15 protein-coding genes are annotated in these 15,674 nt (G+C 68.3%); 3 read left to right on the top strand and 12 right to left on the bottom strand.

Annotated elements, in window-relative coordinates; genetic code table 11:
- The first annotated feature begins 30 nt into the window (after positions 1-30).
- The gene (locus DDE13_RS13835) at positions 31-678 is read left to right on the top strand and encodes a hypothetical protein (protein WP_111404885.1); all 648 of its coding nucleotides are present in this window, start codon (positions 31-33) and stop codon (positions 676-678) included.
- A 16-nt stretch (positions 679-694) separates the two neighbouring features.
- Entirely contained in the window at positions 695-1,084 is a 390-nt protein-coding gene (gene ybgC, locus DDE13_RS13830) for a tol-pal system-associated acyl-CoA thioesterase (protein ID WP_111404884.1), read from the top strand.
- A 15-nt stretch (positions 1,085-1,099) separates the two neighbouring features.
- Here ybgC and DDE13_RS13825 read toward each other — a convergent pair whose 3' ends face one another.
- The 12 genes from DDE13_RS13825 to DDE13_RS13770 form a co-directional block, all read right to left on the bottom strand.
- Positions 1,100-1,432, bottom strand: coding sequence for a chorismate mutase (locus DDE13_RS13825; RefSeq protein WP_111404883.1), 333 nt, complete (start codon positions 1,430-1,432; stop codon positions 1,100-1,102).
- 72 nt (positions 1,433-1,504) lie between these two features.
- Entirely contained in the window at positions 1,505-3,181 is a 1,677-nt protein-coding gene (locus tag DDE13_RS13820) for a formate--tetrahydrofolate ligase (RefSeq protein WP_111404882.1), read from the bottom strand.
- A gap of 107 nt (positions 3,182-3,288) precedes the next feature.
- Positions 3,289-4,266, bottom strand: a complete 978-nt coding sequence (locus tag DDE13_RS13815) for a magnesium transporter CorA family protein (RefSeq protein WP_111404881.1) — start codon at positions 4,264-4,266, stop codon at positions 3,289-3,291.
- 112 nt (positions 4,267-4,378) lie between these two features.
- A complete protein-coding gene (gene ftsH / locus DDE13_RS13810) occupies positions 4,379-6,304 on the bottom strand; it encodes an ATP-dependent zinc metalloprotease FtsH (protein WP_111404880.1) in 1,926 nt (641 codons plus the stop codon).
- Positions 6,305-6,378: 74 nt separating this feature from the next.
- Positions 6,379-7,656, bottom strand: a complete 1,278-nt coding sequence (tilS, locus tag DDE13_RS13805; RefSeq protein WP_162631014.1) for a tRNA lysidine(34) synthetase TilS — start codon at positions 7,654-7,656, stop codon at positions 6,379-6,381.
- Positions 7,653-8,468, bottom strand: a complete 816-nt coding sequence (locus DDE13_RS13800) for a tetratricopeptide repeat protein (protein WP_222626103.1) — start codon at positions 8,466-8,468, stop codon at positions 7,653-7,655. Before DDE13_RS13800 ends, tilS begins: the two co-directional genes overlap by 4 nt.
- On the bottom strand, positions 8,465-8,962 hold the full coding sequence (gene pal / locus DDE13_RS13795) for a peptidoglycan-associated lipoprotein Pal (RefSeq protein ID WP_111404878.1): 498 nt from the start codon (positions 8,960-8,962) through the stop codon (positions 8,465-8,467). The genes DDE13_RS13800 and pal overlap by 4 nt, the downstream gene beginning before the upstream one ends.
- 72 nt (positions 8,963-9,034) lie before the next feature.
- Positions 9,035-10,363 (bottom strand): Tol-Pal system beta propeller repeat protein TolB, encoded by a 1,329-nt coding sequence (gene tolB, locus DDE13_RS13790; RefSeq protein WP_394340302.1) that lies wholly within the window; start codon positions 10,361-10,363, stop codon positions 9,035-9,037.
- Positions 10,364-10,365: 2 nt separating this feature from the next.
- Positions 10,366-11,370 (bottom strand): hypothetical protein, encoded by a 1,005-nt coding sequence (locus tag DDE13_RS13785; protein ID WP_111404877.1) that lies wholly within the window; start codon positions 11,368-11,370, stop codon positions 10,366-10,368.
- A gap of 12 nt (positions 11,371-11,382) precedes the next feature.
- Complete coding sequence (locus tag DDE13_RS13780) at positions 11,383-11,868, bottom strand: ExbD/TolR family protein (RefSeq protein ID WP_111404876.1); 486 nt, start codon at positions 11,866-11,868, stop codon at positions 11,383-11,385.
- Positions 11,865-12,536, bottom strand: coding sequence for a protein TolQ (tolQ, locus tag DDE13_RS13775; RefSeq protein WP_111404875.1), 672 nt, complete (start codon positions 12,534-12,536; stop codon positions 11,865-11,867). The genes DDE13_RS13780 and tolQ overlap by 4 nt, the downstream gene beginning before the upstream one ends.
- A 224-nt stretch (positions 12,537-12,760) precedes the next feature.
- Positions 12,761-13,990 (bottom strand): bifunctional alpha/beta hydrolase/OsmC family protein, encoded by a 1,230-nt coding sequence (locus DDE13_RS13770; protein WP_111404874.1) that lies wholly within the window; start codon positions 13,988-13,990, stop codon positions 12,761-12,763.
- 456 nt (positions 13,991-14,446) lie between these two features.
- On the opposite strand from DDE13_RS13770, the gene DDE13_RS13765 reads away from it, so the two are divergent.
- Positions 14,447-15,674, top strand: a 1,228-nt coding sequence (locus DDE13_RS13765) for a DEAD/DEAH box helicase (protein WP_111404873.1), incomplete at its 3' end; no start/stop codon positions are given.

Here is a 15,674-nt window from a genome sequence, read left to right as displayed (position 1 = left end):
CCGTGGCCCGTCGCCGCGCGATAAGAGGGGATGCTTCCCGACCTGACGCCCGACGCCATCACGGCGCTGTTCACCCGCGCCGATGGCAGCTACCTGTTTGCGCGCTGGGGACGCCCCATTGCCCCCGTGGTGTTCGGGGTCACCGATGCCTCGCTGCCCGCGATCAAGGGTGGCATCGCGGCGGTTGCCGAACTGGCCAAGCTGCCCCTGGCCGACACGGACCCGGAGCTTGGCGCGAACCTGATGGTGTTCTTCGTGCGTGACTGGGGCGAACTGACCGATACCCCGAATCTCGATCGGCTGGTTCCGGACCTTGGCCCGCTGGTGGATCGGCTAGCGGCCGCAGATGCCAACCAGTACCGCATCTTTCGCTTCGATGCCGATGGCGGGATCAAGGCGTGCTTCGTCTTCCTGTGTATGGACGACCAGTTGGCGTCGCTCGACGCGGGCACGCTGGCCATGCAGCAGATGGTGCAGTCGGTCTTGCTGTGGTCTGACCGTGCCTTCACCAATCGCGCGGCACTGGTGCAAGGGCCGGACGGCACGGTGCTGCTGCGCCCCGATATCGCCGCGCTGATCCGTGCTGCATATGACCCGGTCCTGCCGCCGGCCGCCCGGGACCCGAGCCACGCGCTGCGGCTTTACGCGCGCACCGGCGCAATCCAGAAATTCAACTAGGTTTCCGGGGTCGGCCATGCACACCCACACCCTGCGCGTCTACTACGAGGACACGGACCTCGCCGGGATCGTCTATTACGCGAACTACCTGAAATTCATCGAACGGGGGCGGTCGGAATTCCTGCGCGCGCAGGGCGTGGACCAGGCGGCGCTGCGGCGCGAGACTGGTATCGTGTTCGTCGTGCGGCGGGTCGAGATCGACTACCGCGCCCCGGCACTGTTCGACGATCTGCTGACGGTGGCGACAGCAGTACGTGACCTGCGCGGCGCGCGGGTTGTGATGACGCAGGATGTTCTGCGGGGCGATACGCTGTTGGCGCAGGCCGTGGTCACGGTGGCCGCGCTGCACGCCGATGGCCGCCCCGCGCGCCTGCCTTCCGCTCTGCGCGCTGCGCTGACCGCCTGAGGCGCGGGCGGCCGTTCAGTCCTTCTTCTTCATCGACATCGCCGTTTCCTCGCGCATGATCGACCAGTCGATCATGCTGCGCCAGATCAGCACTGCAAGATCCGGGTCCAGTTTCGTCGTCTGCGCCCTGGCTCGGACGCGGTCCAGCACCTCGCTCACCCTCTCGGGGATATGCGCGGGAAGACCCTCAGAAGCCTTGATCTCTGCCGCGCGGTCGATGCACGCCTGCCGCGCGGCCATCAGCGACACCAGATCGTCGTCGATCCGGTCAATGACGGCGCGCAGTTCAGCCATCGTGGTGCAGGTTTCCGGCGCGATTTCCGGCCGGTCATCGGTTCCTCCGGACATGGATCTTCCTTCCTCGTCTCCACGCGGCGCGCAAACACCACGTGTCATCTAGGCGCCAGCGCCGGGATGTGGCTAGAACAGCCCTGCGACAAAACCGTCATCGTCGATCCCGATGCTTTCGGCGGCAGGCATGCGGGGCAGGCCGGGCATGGTCATGATCTCGCCGCAGATCGCCACGACGAAGCCCGCCCCGGCGCTGAGCCGCAAATCCCGTATCGGGAGCGTGAAGCCTGTCGGTGCGCCGCGGCGTTCGGGATCGGTGGTGAAGCTGTATTGCGTCTTGGCCATGCAGATCGGGAGACGCCCGTATCCCGCGGCTTCCCAGTCGGCCAACTGCTTGCGCAACCGGTCATCCATCTGCACGCCATCGGCGCGATAGATGCGCCGGGCAATCGTGTCGATCTTGTCGGCAAGCCGCATCTCGTCGGGGTAGAGCGGCGCGAATTTTGCCGTCCCGCCTTCGGCGATGGCGACGACTCGTTCCGCAAGATCGGTGATTCCGGCCGATCCTTCGCCCCAATGGCGGCACAGGACGGCCTCGGACCCCAGTTCGGCCACGCGGGCCTGCACGGCGGCGATTTCCGCGTCAGTGTCGCCCGCGAAATGGTTGATCGCCACGACCACGGGCACGCCGAAACCGCGCAGGTTCTCCAGATGCCGGGCGAGGTTGTCGCAGCCCGCCGTCACTGCCGCGACGTTCTCGGTACCCAGATCGGCCTTGGCCACGCCGCCGTTCATCTTCAGGGCGCGCACCGTCGCCACGAGCACCGCGCAATCGGGGGCGAGACCGGCTTTGCGGCACTTGATGTTCAGGAATTTCTCGGCGCCGAGGTCGGCGCCGAACCCGGCCTCCGTCACGACGTAATCTGCCAGTTTCAGCGCGCTACGGGTCGCCAGAACGGAATTGCAGCCATGGGCGATATTGGCGAAGGGGCCGCCATGGACGAAGGCGGGCGTATGTTCCAGCGTCTGCACGAGGTTGGGTTGCAGCGCCTGTTGAAGCAGCACCGCCATCGCACCATCCGCTTTCAGGTCGCGGGCCGTGACCGGCTCGCGGTCGCGCGTGTAGGCGACGATGATGTCGCCCAGCCGCCGTTGCAGGTCATCCATGTCGGTCGCAAGACACAGGATCGCCATGACCTCGGACGCGACGGTGATGTCGAACCCGGTCTGCCGCGGATAGCCGTTGGCCACGCCCCCCAGCGACGTCACCACGTCGCGCAGTGCGCGGTCGTTCATGTCCAGCACGCGCCGCCAGACCACGCGCCGCGCATCGATCCCCAGCGCATTGCCCCAGTGGATGTGGTTGTCGATGAGCGCGGCCAGCAGGTTGTGCGCCGAGGTGATGGCATGGAAATCGCCGGTAAAATGAAGATTGATGTCCTCCATGGGCACCACCTGCGCATGCCCGCCGCCCGCGGCACCGCCCTTCATGCCGAAGCAGGGGCCTAGAGATGCCTCTCGGATGCAGATCGCCGCGCGCTTGCCGATCGCCTGAAGACCATCTCCGAGACCCACGGTCGTCGTCGTTTTTCCCTCCCCAGCCGGGGTCGGGTTGATCGCCGTCACCAGCACCAGCTTGCCATCGGGTCGATCCGCGAGGCCGGCGATGAAATCGGCGGACAGCTTCGCCTTGTCATGGCCGAAGGGCAGAAGGGCCTCGGCGGGAATGTCCAGCTTCGCGCCGATCTCGTGGATCGGGCGCTTGGTGGCCGCGCGCGCGATGTCGATATCCGATGGGAATGTCATGGTGGCTATCCTCCCGAGCCGGTCCGGTCCGGCCTCTTGCTGTTGTCATTCCGGACCGGGGCGTTGCCGGACCGGCATCCAGGCCGTCCACCGGTGCCCGTGCCCGGTCAAAGCCATCCGCGCCGCTTAAAATAGAAATAGGGCAAGACCGCGGACAGGACCATAAGGCTCAGTGCGAAGGGATAACCGAGCGGCCAGCGCAGTTCCGGCATGACTTCGAAATTCATGCCGTAGACTGACGCGATCATCGTGGGCGGCAGGAACACCACCGCGGCGACCGAGAAGATCTTGATGATCCCGTTCTGCTGGATGTTCACGAGTCCGAGCGTCGCATCCAGCAGGAAGGTGACCTTGCCTGCCTGGAAGCCAGCATGGTCCGTCAGCGATCGGACATCGCGCGACAGGCTCTTGAGGCGCGCGCGGGCGCTCTTCGGAAGTGTCCGCCCGAGCGACAGCTGGCTCAGGAACGCCGCGATCCGGTCGAGCGTCACGAGACTTTCCTGAAGCTTGGAATTCAGCTCCCCCCGGCGGCCGATCTCCCCCAGCATCGCGGCAAGGTCGACCCCGCCGCGCGGGTTGGTGGCGTCCTTGCGGAAGATCTCGCGTGCGATCCGGTCGAGCGTGGCGCTCTCGCGTTCGAGCACGTCCGCGATGCGTTCCACGATGGCGTCGAGAAGCGACACGAGCAGTTGCTGCGGCGTGTTGCAGTCCATGGCGCTGCGCGCCGCACGGCGGGTGAAGGTCGTGATCGCGCGCGGTTCGTGGTAGCGCAGTGTAATCACGGCGCTGTCCGTCAGCACGAAGGTCAGCGGGGCCATGACAGGTTCCGCCGTATCGAGGGCGGACAGGACACTGGCGGTCATGAAGACGGCGCCGTCCTCCACGTAAAGGCGCGCGGACAGTTCGATTTCCTGCATTTCCGCTTGGCTCGGCAGGTCCACGCCCAGCCTGTCCGACAGGATGCGCAATTCGTCCCGGCTTGGCGACAGAAGGTCGTGCCAGATCGGAACGGGTGCGTCGTCGTCCGTCTGACCGTCCGGTGCCACCGTCAGCCGCCCGTCCGCGAGGCCATAGGATGTGAGCATCGTCCGCCTTCCGTTTGCCGACACTTGCCCGAGTGCTAGTCGCTCGCGACAGGCTCCGCAAACGAAAACGGCCCCACATCGTGGGGCCGTCTGGATGGTCGGAGGCAGCCTGTCAGGCGGTCGGTTCGGGCTCCGGCCCGGCGGGGCCGTCGTCCGACGGCCGTGCCTTCGGCTTGGTCTTGGGGATCGCACCGAGCGATGCGACATTTCCCGACGGGCTGTCGCTGTCGTCATCGCCGCGGTTGAGTGGTTCGCCGTTCATCACCTTGCGGATCTCGGGGCCGGTGAGGGTTTCGTATTCCAGCAGCGCCTCGGCCAGCCGATGATGCTCTTCGGCGTGTTCGGTCAGGATGCGTTTGGCGGTCTCGTAACCTTCGTCCACCAGCCGGCGCACTTCCGCGTCGATCTTCTGCTGGGTCTCGGCTGAATTGTTCGACGCGCCCTGATAGGCCCCAAGATAGCTTTCCTGCTGGTTGGCATAGTCGATATTTCCGAGATCGTCGGAAAAGCCGAACTGGGTCACCATGGCGCGCGCGATCTTGGACACCTGCTGGATGTCCGACGCCGCGCCCGACGTCACGTTTTCCTTCCCGAAGATCAATTCTTCGGCCACCTTGCCGCCCATCGCCATGGCGATCTTGGACTTGTACTTGGTGTAGCTGACCGAAAGCTGATCCCGTTCCGGCAGCGACATCACCAGACCCAACGCGCGCCCGCGCGGGATGATGGTCGCCTTGTGGATCGGATCGTGCTGCGGGACATACAGCCCCACGACGGCGTGCCCGGCCTCGTGATAGGCGGTCAGCTTCTTCTCGTCCTCGGTCATGACCATGGACCGGCGTTCGGCCCCCATCATCACCTTGTCCTTGGCGTTCTCGAAATCGTCCATCGTGACAAACCGCCGCCCGATCCGTGCCGCCATCAGCGCCGCCTCGTTCACCAGATTGGCGAGGTCCGCGCCCGAGAAACCCGGCGTGCCGCGCGCGATGATGCGCAGATCGACATTCGGGCCCAGCGGCACCTTGCGCGCATGGACGCCCAAGATACGCTCGCGCCCCTTGATGTCGGGGTTGGGCACCTGCACCTGCCGGTCGAAACGGCCGGGGCGCAAGAGCGCGGGGTCGAGCACGTCGGGCCGGTTCGTGGCCGCGACGATGATGATGCCCTCGTTGGCCTCGAACCCGTCCATTTCCACCAGAAGCTGGTTCAGCGTCTGTTCGCGCTCGTCGTTGCCGCCGCCATAACCCACACCGCGCGACCGGCCCACGGCGTCAATCTCGTCGATGAACACGATGCAGGGCGCGTTCTTCTTGGCTTGCTCGAACATGTCGCGCACACGGGATGCACCGACACCCACGAACATTTCCACGAAGTCGGAGCCCGAGATGGTGAAGAACGGCACGCCCGCCTCGCCAGCGATGGCGCGGGCGAGGAGCGTCTTGCCGGTGCCGGGAGGGCCCACGAGAAGGGCACCCTTGGGGATCTTGCCGCCGAGGCGCGAGAATTTCTGCGGATTGCGCAAGAATTCGACGATTTCTTCAAGCTCTTCCTTGGCCTCGTCGATGCCCGCCACGTCGTCGAAGGTGACGCGGCCATGCTTTTCGGTCAGCAGCTTGGCCTTGGACTTGCCGAAGCCCATGGCGCCACCGCGCCCGCCGCCCTGCATGCGGTTCATGAAATAGATCCACACGCCGATCAGCAGCAGGAAGGGCAGGAAGGTCATCAGAAGCGTCGTGAAGCCGGACTGTTCTTGCGGCCGCGCGTTCACCGTCACTTCGTTGTTCAGCAGACGCTCCGTCACCTCCGTGCCCTGCGGCACGATGGTCACGTAATCCTGCCCGTCGCTGCCGCGGAACATGACCTTTTCGCCGTCGAGCGTGACCGTGCTCACCTCGCCGGATTCGACGCGGTTGACGAATTCCGAATAGCTGAGCGACCGGGAAGACATCGTGGACTGACCGCCGCTGAACAGGTTGAACAGGGCGAGGATCAGCAGGAACAGCACGACCCAGAAGGCGATGTTACGGGCGTTTCCCAAGGGGGTTCTCTCCTTAATGGTCGGCGGTCCATGCCGCCTGTCTTGGCCTAGACATAGACATCCGGTGGCGCAGTTCAATCCGGGCGCAGCGCGTCACAGAACGACAAGGTATCCCAAAGCGGCTGCGAAGACCAGTCCGGCGCTGTCGGGCCGCAGCCGGACAGGGTCGGCGCGGCGACGAGGCGGGGGCCATCCCAGACACCCGGCGCGGTCAGGATCGCGCGCCGCCGGAAACCTGCCTTGCGCCAGCCTGGCGATTGCGCCAGCCCCTCCGGACCAAGTGCCGCAAGGATCAGTCCGCGGTCCGGGCCGTCGATCCGCCAGCGACCGTCCCACAGCCCCGGTGCGGGAGCGGCGCGGCCGGCCAGCGCCGCCGGTTCGCGGTCGACCCAGATGCGGCCCCGTGCCGCGCTGAGCACGCAGCCCGCCACCGTTGCGGGCGTGCCCGTCAGCGCAGCGTTTTCGGCCCGGACCAGCGCGGCAAGGCGCGGGCGATAGGGCAGATCCGCCACCCGGCGCACCGCCGACGCCAGCAGTCGCCAGCGCGTGTCGTCGGGCAGGGCGGCAAAAGCGGCGCGGTCAAAACCGATTGCGCCGTGATCCGCGACGGCATGGGTCGTTGCGGCATCCTGCGCGGCCTGCCACAACACCGCACGGGCCGCCGCCATGCGTTCGGCCGTCGCGGCCAGCGTGGGTACGTCGAACCCGGCAAGCACCGGATCGGCCAGCATCGCGCGCACCCGCACCCGGTCGAATCTTTTGTCGGTGTTCGAAGGGTCTTCCGCCCATACCACCCCGGCTTCGCGCAGCACGTCGCGCAGGGCGCCGCGGCGCTGGGTCAGCAGGGGACGCAGCCAGACCGGCCCGTCCGTGCCTTCGCGGCGGGCCTCTGCCATGCCCGCCAGCCCGTCCACCCCCGACCCGCGCGCTAGCCGCATCAGCACCGTTTCGGCCTGGTCGTCCATGGTGTGGCCAAGGCAGACATGGGTCAGCCCATGCGCTGCGGCCCAGTCGCGCAAGGCGCCAAGCCGTGCGGCGCGTGCGCGCGCCTGAAGGTTGCCGCGCCCGTCCCAGCCCGCGGGGTCACCGTCGCGCCAGTGAAGCGTATCGTGCCGGATACCAAGCCGGGCCGCAGCGTCGGCGGCAAGCGCCGCCTCCGTCGCCGATCCGGGCCGCAACCCGTGATCGACCGTCACCGCCCGCAGCACCCCGCCGCGCGCCGCCACGGCCTGCGCCAGCAGCACCATCAGCGCCATGGAGTCCCCGCCGCCCGATACCGCGACACCGACCCTTGCCGGCCCGCCCGGCAGGTGACGGTCCAGCGCCCCTGCGACCGCGGCTTGCGGTGTCACGAACAGGCAAGACCGGACAGCGCCGTTTCGGCCTGTTCCGCGGCGGCCGTCCCTGCGAAGCGCGCCGGCACCTGCCCCAGCGTGACGCAGGCTTCGGGCGTCTGGCCCAGATCGGCAAGAGTCTGGCCCAGCTTCAGCAGCGCCTCGGCGGCGAGACCGGGATTGTCGAGTTCCGCGAGCGTGTAGCTTTCCAGATAGGCCCGCCCCGCCTGCGTCGGATTTCCCAGGTCCACCAGCATGTCCCCCCGGAACAGATGCGCCTCGGCGCTCAGGGGACTGCGCGGATAGCTTTCCACAAAACGGTCGAAAGCGGTCAGCGCGTCGGCGGGTGTGCCTTCTTCGGCCAGCGTTACGGCAGCGTCGAAATCGGCCTGCTCGCCCACGGCCAGTTCCGGCGCCGCGGGCGGGGGGATCGGCGTCACGGGTTCTGGCAGTGCGCCGCCGCCCAGCGGCGGGGTGGGCGGGATCTGGCCGATATCGCCGCCTTCCAGTTCGGTCAGGCGGAATTTCAGGTCGTCGATCCGGTTCGTGCCGTCCTCGACCACGCGGCCGATGCGGAACTCCAGTTCCTCGATCCGGGCGGTCAACTCGCGCAGCGCGCCCTCCACGGAGTCGAGCCGGGTGATCGGTCCCGAATCCTCGGGCGCGGTATCCCCCATCGCGGTGCCGGTGGTGGACAATTCGCGCCGCAGCGATTGCAGTTCCACCTCAAGCACGGTGATCTGCTGGCGGATATCGGCCAGCGTCGCGGCCCGGTCCTGCGCCGCCGCGGGCAGCGCGACGGCCACCATCAGCAACGCCGCGCGGATCATGCGCCCGCACCGCCCGTGGCCAGCACCGTCACGGCGCGGCGGTTCTGGGCGTAGCAGGCTTCGGTCGAGCAGACCTCGATCGGGCGTTCCTTGCCATAGGTCACAGTCCGCAGCCGCGAAGCCGCAACGCCTTGGGACACAAGGAATTCCTGCACCGAACTGGCGCGGCGCGCCCCCAGCGCAAGGTTGTATTCCCGCGTGCCCTGTTCGTCGGCATGCCCTTCGATCACCGCGGTGAAGGCGGTGTTTGCCTGCAACCAGCGCGCCTGTTCCGTCAGCGTCGCGCGGGCCGCGGCGTTCAGTGTGCTTTCGTCGACGGCGAACAGCACGCGGTCGCCCACGGCCTGCTGGAAATAGGCGGGCGAGGACGGGTCGGACGGGCTGCCCGCGGTGCCCGCGCCGCCTGTGCCGCTGCCCGGACCGCCGAAGCGGTCGGTGCAGGCCCCGAGGGCGAAGACCGCGCAGCACGCGGCGATGAGAAGCGAACGGGTCATGGGCTTTGGGCCTCCGTATCAAGTCGCGCCAAGGCTAACAGGCGGCGCGGGGGTTGCAAGCGGCGGGCGCGGTCAATCCAGAAGCGGCGACCATGCGGGGTCCGAGGCCGCCCCCGGCGTCGGCACCCGCTTCAGGTTGCGCCCGGTGATGTCGACAGACCACAGCCCCGGCGCGCCGCCCGCGCCCGCGGTTTCGCGAGTGAACATGACCACGCGCCCGTTGGGCGACCAGGTCGGGCTTTCGTCGAGGAACGACGCTGTCAGCAGCCGTTCGCCCGACCCGTCGGGACGCATCACGCCGATATGGAACCGGCCCTGGTTCTGCTTGGTGAAGGCGATCAGGTCCCCGCGCGGCGACCATACGGGCGTGCCGTAGCGGCCGGGGCCGAAGCTGATCCGCCGTGCCTCCCCGCCGCCGGCCGGCATGATGTAGAGTTGCGGGCTGCCCGAGCGGTCGCTTTCGAACACGATCTGGCTGCCATCGGGGGCATAGCTGGGCGCGGTTTCGATCGACGGGGCCTCGGTCAGCCTTGTGGGTGACCCGCCGCCGATCGCCATGCTGTAAAGGTCCGTATTGCCGCCGCGCGAGGAAGAGAACAGCACCGTGCCGCCATCGGGCGAAAAGCGGGGCGAAAAGGTCATGCTGTCCGGCAGGTTCTCCAGCGTGCGTGTCCGCAGGCTGCCGGTATCCAGCAGCATGATCCGCGGGAAACCGCTGGCATAGGAGGTATAGAGCACCTGTCCCCCATCCGCCGAGATCCGGGGCGCGAGTACGAGCGTGCCCGGATCTGTCAGGTAGGACAGGTTTGCGCCGTCGTAATCCATGACGGCAAGCCGCTTTTCGCGCGCGTCCTTGGGCCCGGTTTCGGCCACGAAAACCACGCGGCTGTCGAAATAGCCGCCCTCGCCGGTGATGCGGGAATAGACCTGGTCGGCGACCTTGTGGGCAAGGCGGCGCCAGTTATCCCCGGTGCCGGTGAATTGGAGCCCCTCGCCCAGCGGTGCCTCGGCGAATATGTCGAACAGGCGGAAGCTCACGGTGATCCGGTCGCCCGACACGCCGACCGACCCGGTGACAAGGCCCTGCGCATTGATCGCCTTCCAGTCGGCGTATTGCACGGGGCTGTCGAAGCTGGTGATGGGCGAGATGAACGCGCGTTCGGGGATCGCCCGGAAAAGGCCTGAACCTTCGAGATCCGCCTGGATCACGGCGGTGATGTCCTGCGCCAGTTCTGCCGCTGCACCGCCTTCGGTCAGGAAGGGGGCGATGGCGATGGGCAGGGGTTCGATCACCCCTTCCGTGATCTCGATGCGCAGGGGGCCGGACTGGGCCTGTGCCGGTGGGACCGGCAGCAATGCGGACAGGGCAAGGGCCATGGCGGCGGCAAGAAGGCGGGTCATGGTCAGCGTCTCCCCATGTCGGCGGGATTGAATGTCATCTCGATCCGCCGCCACTGGTCGTAACGGTCCTGCGGCAGATCGTCGAACGGGGCGCAGCGCAGGATGGCGCGGCGCGCGGTGTCATAGGCCTGTTCTGCGGCGGCAGCGCTGCCGCCCGTATGGGTCACGAGCCGCAGGTTCGACGGCGCGCCGTCACGGGACATGTCCATACCTACGGTGACCACGACCTGCATGGCGTCAGTGCCAAGCGCGCCCACGTTCCAGCAGCGGCTGACGGCAAGGCGCAGTCCGTCCCGGTCGGCATTGCTCAGCGAACCGCCAAGGGTGCCGTCGCGTGCGCCGGGGCTGCCGCCGCCGCCCCCCAGCGCTTCGGCCAGTGCTGCGGCCACGGCATCGCCGACGGCGTCGGCCGGTGGTGGGGTCGGTTCAGGTTCAGGTTCCGGGTCGGGCGGCGGAGGTTCCGCCAGTTCGGCGGGCGGGTCGGGACGGTCCGGCCGCGCGCGCGGTGCGGGGGCGTTTTCCGTCTCCGTGGCTTCGGTCACGATCTCGGGCGCGGCGGCCTCGGGGGCGGTCGCGTCCTGCTCTTCCGCCGGGGCCGCGTCGGGCGACGGGTCGGGAGAGGCGGAAACCTCCGGCTGCACGGTATCGCCTGTCCGCACGTCGTCGGGCGGGGCGGGCTGGGGCACGGGCGCCACCCTGTCCACCGGCGGCGGCAATGGGGCCACGGGCTCCGGCCGGGGGGAGGTGTCAGCCTCCGGCGCGGGGGCCTCGGGTTGGGACTCCTCGGCGGGCGGCGGGAGCGGTGGTGCGACCGGCGTTGCTTCCGGGGCTTCTTCCGCCTCGGGCGCGGGGCCCGGGGGGGCCGTTAGATCACCGGGTTGATACAGCGCCACGTCCATCACCACGGGTTCCGGCGGCCTGGTCGGGCCGCCGAAGGGCCAGCCGATGAAGGTCACCGCCAGCAGCGCGCCATGGCCTGCGAGTGACAGCTTGAACCCTGTGTCCATGGCATCGCCCGCCTAGTTCCCGGCAGCGTCGGGCGCATCTGTCCCGTCGAAGCGCGGCCCGCCGGGGTCCGTCACTAGCCCGATGCGCGGGAACCCGCCCGCGTTCAGCGCGCCCATCACCTGCATCACGCGTGCATAGGGGATGTCCCCGTCCGCGCGCAGGAAGATGCGGTCGTCGGCGCGTTCGCCCGCGATGGCGCGCAGACGCTGCACGAGATCGCCGGCAGGCACCTCGGTCGTCTGGATCATCACCCTGCCATCGGTGGCAAGCGTCACGGTCAGCGGTTCTTCCTCGGAGGCCGGCAGGGCGGTGGCGGCGGTTTCCGGCAGGCGTATGGGCACGCCTACGGTCATCAGGGGGGCTGCGACCATAAAGATCACCAGCAACACCATCATCACGTCCACGAAGGGCGTGACGTTGATTTCGGACATCGGGGCCGCGACCTGCGACCGGCGCCGCCGCCGCCCGCCGCCGCCGGGTTGTGGGGTGACCCTCATGCGTCGGATTCCCGTGACAGGAGCGTGGCGAATTCGTCCGCGAAGACCTCGTAACCCCCGACGATCCTTGCGCTATCCGATGTCAGCTTGTTGTAGAAGATCACCGCCGGGATCGCGGCGAGCAGCCCGATGCCCGTGGCCAGAAGCGCCTCGGCGATGCCTGGCGCGACGACGGCGAGCGAGGTGTTCTGGCTGATGGCGATCTGTTCGAAGGCGTGCATGATGCCCCAGACGGTGCCGAACAGCCCGACGAAGGGCGAGATTGAGCCCACGGTGGCCAGCACGGGCAGGCCCGCGTTCAGGCGTTCGGATTCGCGGGCGATGGCGACGTCCATCGAACGGTCGATGCGGGCGGTGGCGCCGGGGATCATGGCACCGTCGTCGCGCTGGGACCGGTGCCATTCCGACATGCCCGCCACGAAGATCCGTTCGGGCGCATTGCGTGGGTTTTCAACGACTTCGGCGAACAATCCGTCGAGTGGTTCGCCAGACCAGAAGGCGCGGTCGAAACGGTCCGCGGCGCGGCGCGCGGCGCGGTAGAGGATGTGCTTCTGCACGATGATCGCCCAGGCCCAGATCGACCCCGCGATCATCAGCACCATTGTCGCCTTGACGGCGAAAGTGGCGCGCGCGAACAGCGACCAGAACGAAAAGTCGATGGTTTCCATATGTTTGCCTGTTATGTGCCTGCCGGAGCGGGGCGTTTCGCACCCCTTTTGTTAACGGCACCTTACCCCAAAGCGGCGGCCCGCGCCATGGCGCGCGGGGGCAGGGCCGGTCACATTTTCGACGGCGCGCCCCCCGGCCGGATCGCGTTCCGTGTTCCGTATGTGTTCTGTAGGAGTCCTGTATGACTTTCGTATGACTCGCGTATGACGCCGGTGCGTCCGCGTCAGTCCTCCGCCGGCCCGTCCACGAGTTGCGTGACCACGGTCGCGCCCGCTTCGAGCGTGCGGTGCACGGGGCACTTGTCGGCGATCTCCATGAGTTTCGCGCGCTGGTCGGCATCGAGCGGACCCTTGAGCCGGATCGCGCGGGTGAAGCGGTCGATGCGCGGGCTGACATTGGTTTCCGCGTCCTGCGCGTGCACCTTGTCATGGGTGATGTCCACGCTCACGCCTTCCAGCGGCCAGCCCTTGCGCCGCGCATACATGCGGATGGTCATGGAGGTGCAGGCGCCGAGCCCCGACGACAGGAACCCGTAGGGCGACATGCCCCGGTCGGTGCCGCCATAGGCGCGCGGTTCGTCCGCCAGAACGTGATGCTTCTCGCCGGAACTGACATCCTGAAGGAACCCGTCCGCGTCGGCCTCGGTCACGCGGACGACGCCTTCGGGGGCGCCGGGCGGCGGCGCGGGGGCGGCAAGGTCGAGATAGCGCGCGGCCCACGCGGCGATGACGCCCGCGGCGTATTCCGCGTCGCGGGGCCGGGTGATGAGGTGGTCGGCCTCGTCCAGGGTCACGAAGCTTTTCGGATGCTTTGCCGCCTTGAAGATCGCGGTAGCGTTGTCGATGCCCACGTATTCGTCGCGCGGCGCGTGCATCACCAGGAGCGCCTTGCCCAGCTTGCCGAGTGCTTCATCGAGCGCTGCGCCCCGCACGTCGTCCACGAAGCCCTGCCCGATGCGCAACTGGCGCCCGCCAAGGTCCACCTCGGCCACGCCGTCGCGGGCGATGGTGTCGAGCGCATGGGCGAAGTTGTCGGTCACATGGGCGGGATCGTGCGGCGCGCCGAGCGTGACCACGGCGCGGGCGCTGTCGATGCGGCCCGCCGCGCGGATCACCGCCGCCCCGCCCAGCGAATGGCCGATCAGCAGGTCCGGCGCGCGCCCGCGATCCTTGAGCGCGGCAGCGGCGGAGACGAGATCGTCCACGTTGGAGGTGAAGGTGGTATTCTCGAACTCGCCCTCGCTGTGGCCGAGCCCGGTGAAATCGAACCGCAGCACCGCGAACCCCGCCGCGTTGAGCCGCGCGGCAATGCGGCGGGCGGCGGGGATGTCCTTGCCGCAGGTGAAGCAATGGGCCAGCAGCGCGGTCGCCCGCACCGGCCCGTCGGGCAGGTCGAACCGGGCGGCGAGTTCTGCCCCGCCATGGCCCGGAAATGTGAATCGTTCGCTGGTCATCGGTCGTCCCGTTCCATGAGGCCGGTGTCATCCGGCCCGTTCCAAGCAGCAGGCAGGCGTGGCGCCGCGCTGGCGTTGGCCCAACATGCGGTGGCCATGGCGGCTGGGCAAGGCGCGCGGGCCGCGCGTCACGGGAGGGTGACAGGGACGGAGGCTTTCGTGTGCCCTTGACTTGTCCGGCGTGGCGGGCCATCTGCAACGCATCGACGGTCCGCTGCCGCGTGAGCAGCCTGCCGCATGGCGGAGACGGGAAACACCCCCTGATCCCCTGCCGCACCGATCCCGATGACGAATTCTGCATCCCAATTCACGCAGGGGTCAGGCGCGGGGCACCCGACGCGGCATCCGGCCGTGCGGTCATCGCCCTTCGCGGAACCTGCGGTCCCTGACCTTCGCGCCGATGCGGCGCGGCGGGGCCGGTTTTGACGGGCATGTGCCCGAGAGGATGTCCATTCCATGGATTTCGACATGCTGGGGCTTCAGCCCCGACTGGTGGCCAAGCTGGCCGAGATGAAGATCACCGATCCCACGCCGATTCAGGCGCAGGCGATCCCGCACGCCATGAACGGGCGCGACGTGCTGGGGCTGGCGCAGACCGGCACCGGCAAGACCGCCGCCTTCGGCCTGCCGCTGGTGCACATGATGACCGGGGTGGGCGCAAAGCCCGCGCCGAAGACGGCGCGCGGGCTGGTGCTGGCGCCGACGCGGGAACTGGCCAAGCAGATCGCGGACAACCTGATGGCGTTCTGCGAGGGCAGCCACCTGCGCGTGGCGCTGGTGGTGGGGGGCGTGTCCCTGAACCCGCAGATCCGGCGGATGGAGCGGGGCGTGGACCTGCTGGTGGCGACGCCGGGCCGGTTGATCGACCTGCTGGACCGCAACGCGGTGCGGCTGAACGAGACGCGATTCCTGGTGCTGGACGAGGCGGACCAGATGCTGGACCTCGGGTTCATCCACGCGCTGCGCCGGATCGCCCCCTTGTTGCCCGCCGAGCGGCAGACGATGCTGTTCTCGGCCACGATGCCCAAACAGATGGCGGAACTGGCCGCGGCCTATCTGACCGATCCGGTGCGCGTGGCCGTGTCCCCGCCGGGCAAGGCCGCGGACAAGATCGACCAGTCGGTGCATTTCGTGCAGAAGGGCGACAAGCCCGACCTGCTGATTTCGTTGATGGACAAGCACCGGGGCGACCGGGCGCTGGTGTTCGTGCGCACAAAGCACGGCGCGGACCGGCTGGCCAAGCAGATCGAGAAGTCGGGCTTCCCGGTTGCCGCGATCCACGGCAACCGCAGCCAGGGCCAGCGCGACCGGGCCATCGACGGGTTCCGCAAGGGCACGATCAAGGTGCTGGTGGCAACGGACGTGGCGGCACGCGGGATCGACATTCCGGATGTGCGGCACGTGTACAACTTCGACCTGCCGAACGTGCCGGACAATTACGTGCACCGGATCGGGCGCACGGCGCGGGCGGGCAATGACGGGGCCGCCATCGCGTTCTGCGCGCCCGACGAGATGGGCGAGCTGCGCGATATCCAGAAGGTCATGAAGGCCGACATTCCCGTGGCGGGCGGGCGCCCTTGGGAAGGCGCGCTGCCGGCCAAGAAGACGCAGGGCCGGGGTGGCCGCCCCGGCGGCGGCAAGCCGGGCGGCGGCCACGGTGGCGGCATGGCCAAGCCCGGTGCCG

This window comes from Meridianimarinicoccus zhengii, from assembly GCF_003254465.1.
In the GTDB taxonomy this organism is placed as follows: domain Bacteria; phylum Pseudomonadota; class Alphaproteobacteria; order Rhodobacterales; family Rhodobacteraceae; genus Meridianimarinicoccus; species Meridianimarinicoccus zhengii.
This window is presented reverse-complemented; position numbering and strand designations above follow the sequence as displayed.

Bases quoted from the DNA above. Each gene is read 5' to 3' on its own strand.
- DDE13_RS13825 (WP_111404883.1), bottom strand. From the start codon at position 1,432: ATGTCCGGAGGAACCGATGACCGGCCGGAAATCGCGCCGGAAACCTGC.
- ybgC (WP_111404884.1), top strand. From the start codon at position 695: ATGCACACCCACACCCTGCGCGTCTACTACGAGGACACGGACCTCGCC.
- DDE13_RS13815 (WP_111404881.1), bottom strand. From the start codon at position 4,266: ATGCTCACATCCTATGGCCTCGCGGACGGGCGGCTGACGGTGGCACCG.
- tolQ (WP_111404875.1), bottom strand. From the start codon at position 12,536: ATGGAAACCATCGACTTTTCGTTCTGGTCGCTGTTCGCGCGCGCCACT.
- DDE13_RS13800 (WP_222626103.1), bottom strand. From the start codon at position 8,468: ATGATCCGCGCGGCGTTGCTGATGGTGGCCGTCGCGCTGCCCGCGGCG.
- tolB (WP_394340302.1), bottom strand. From the start codon at position 10,363: ATGACCCGCCTTCTTGCCGCCGCCATGGCCCTTGCCCTGTCCGCATTG.
- DDE13_RS13780 (WP_111404876.1), bottom strand. From the start codon at position 11,868: ATGAGGGTCACCCCACAACCCGGCGGCGGCGGGCGGCGGCGGCGCCGG.
- DDE13_RS13835 (WP_111404885.1), top strand. From the start codon at position 31: ATGCTTCCCGACCTGACGCCCGACGCCATCACGGCGCTGTTCACCCGC.
- DDE13_RS13770 (WP_111404874.1), bottom strand. From the start codon at position 13,990: ATGACCAGCGAACGATTCACATTTCCGGGCCATGGCGGGGCAGAACTC.
- pal (WP_111404878.1), bottom strand. From the start codon at position 8,962: ATGACCCGTTCGCTTCTCATCGCCGCGTGCTGCGCGGTCTTCGCCCTC.
- DDE13_RS13820 (WP_111404882.1), bottom strand. From the start codon at position 3,181: ATGACATTCCCATCGGATATCGACATCGCGCGCGCGGCCACCAAGCGC.
- DDE13_RS13785 (WP_111404877.1), bottom strand. From the start codon at position 11,370: ATGGACACAGGGTTCAAGCTGTCACTCGCAGGCCATGGCGCGCTGCTG.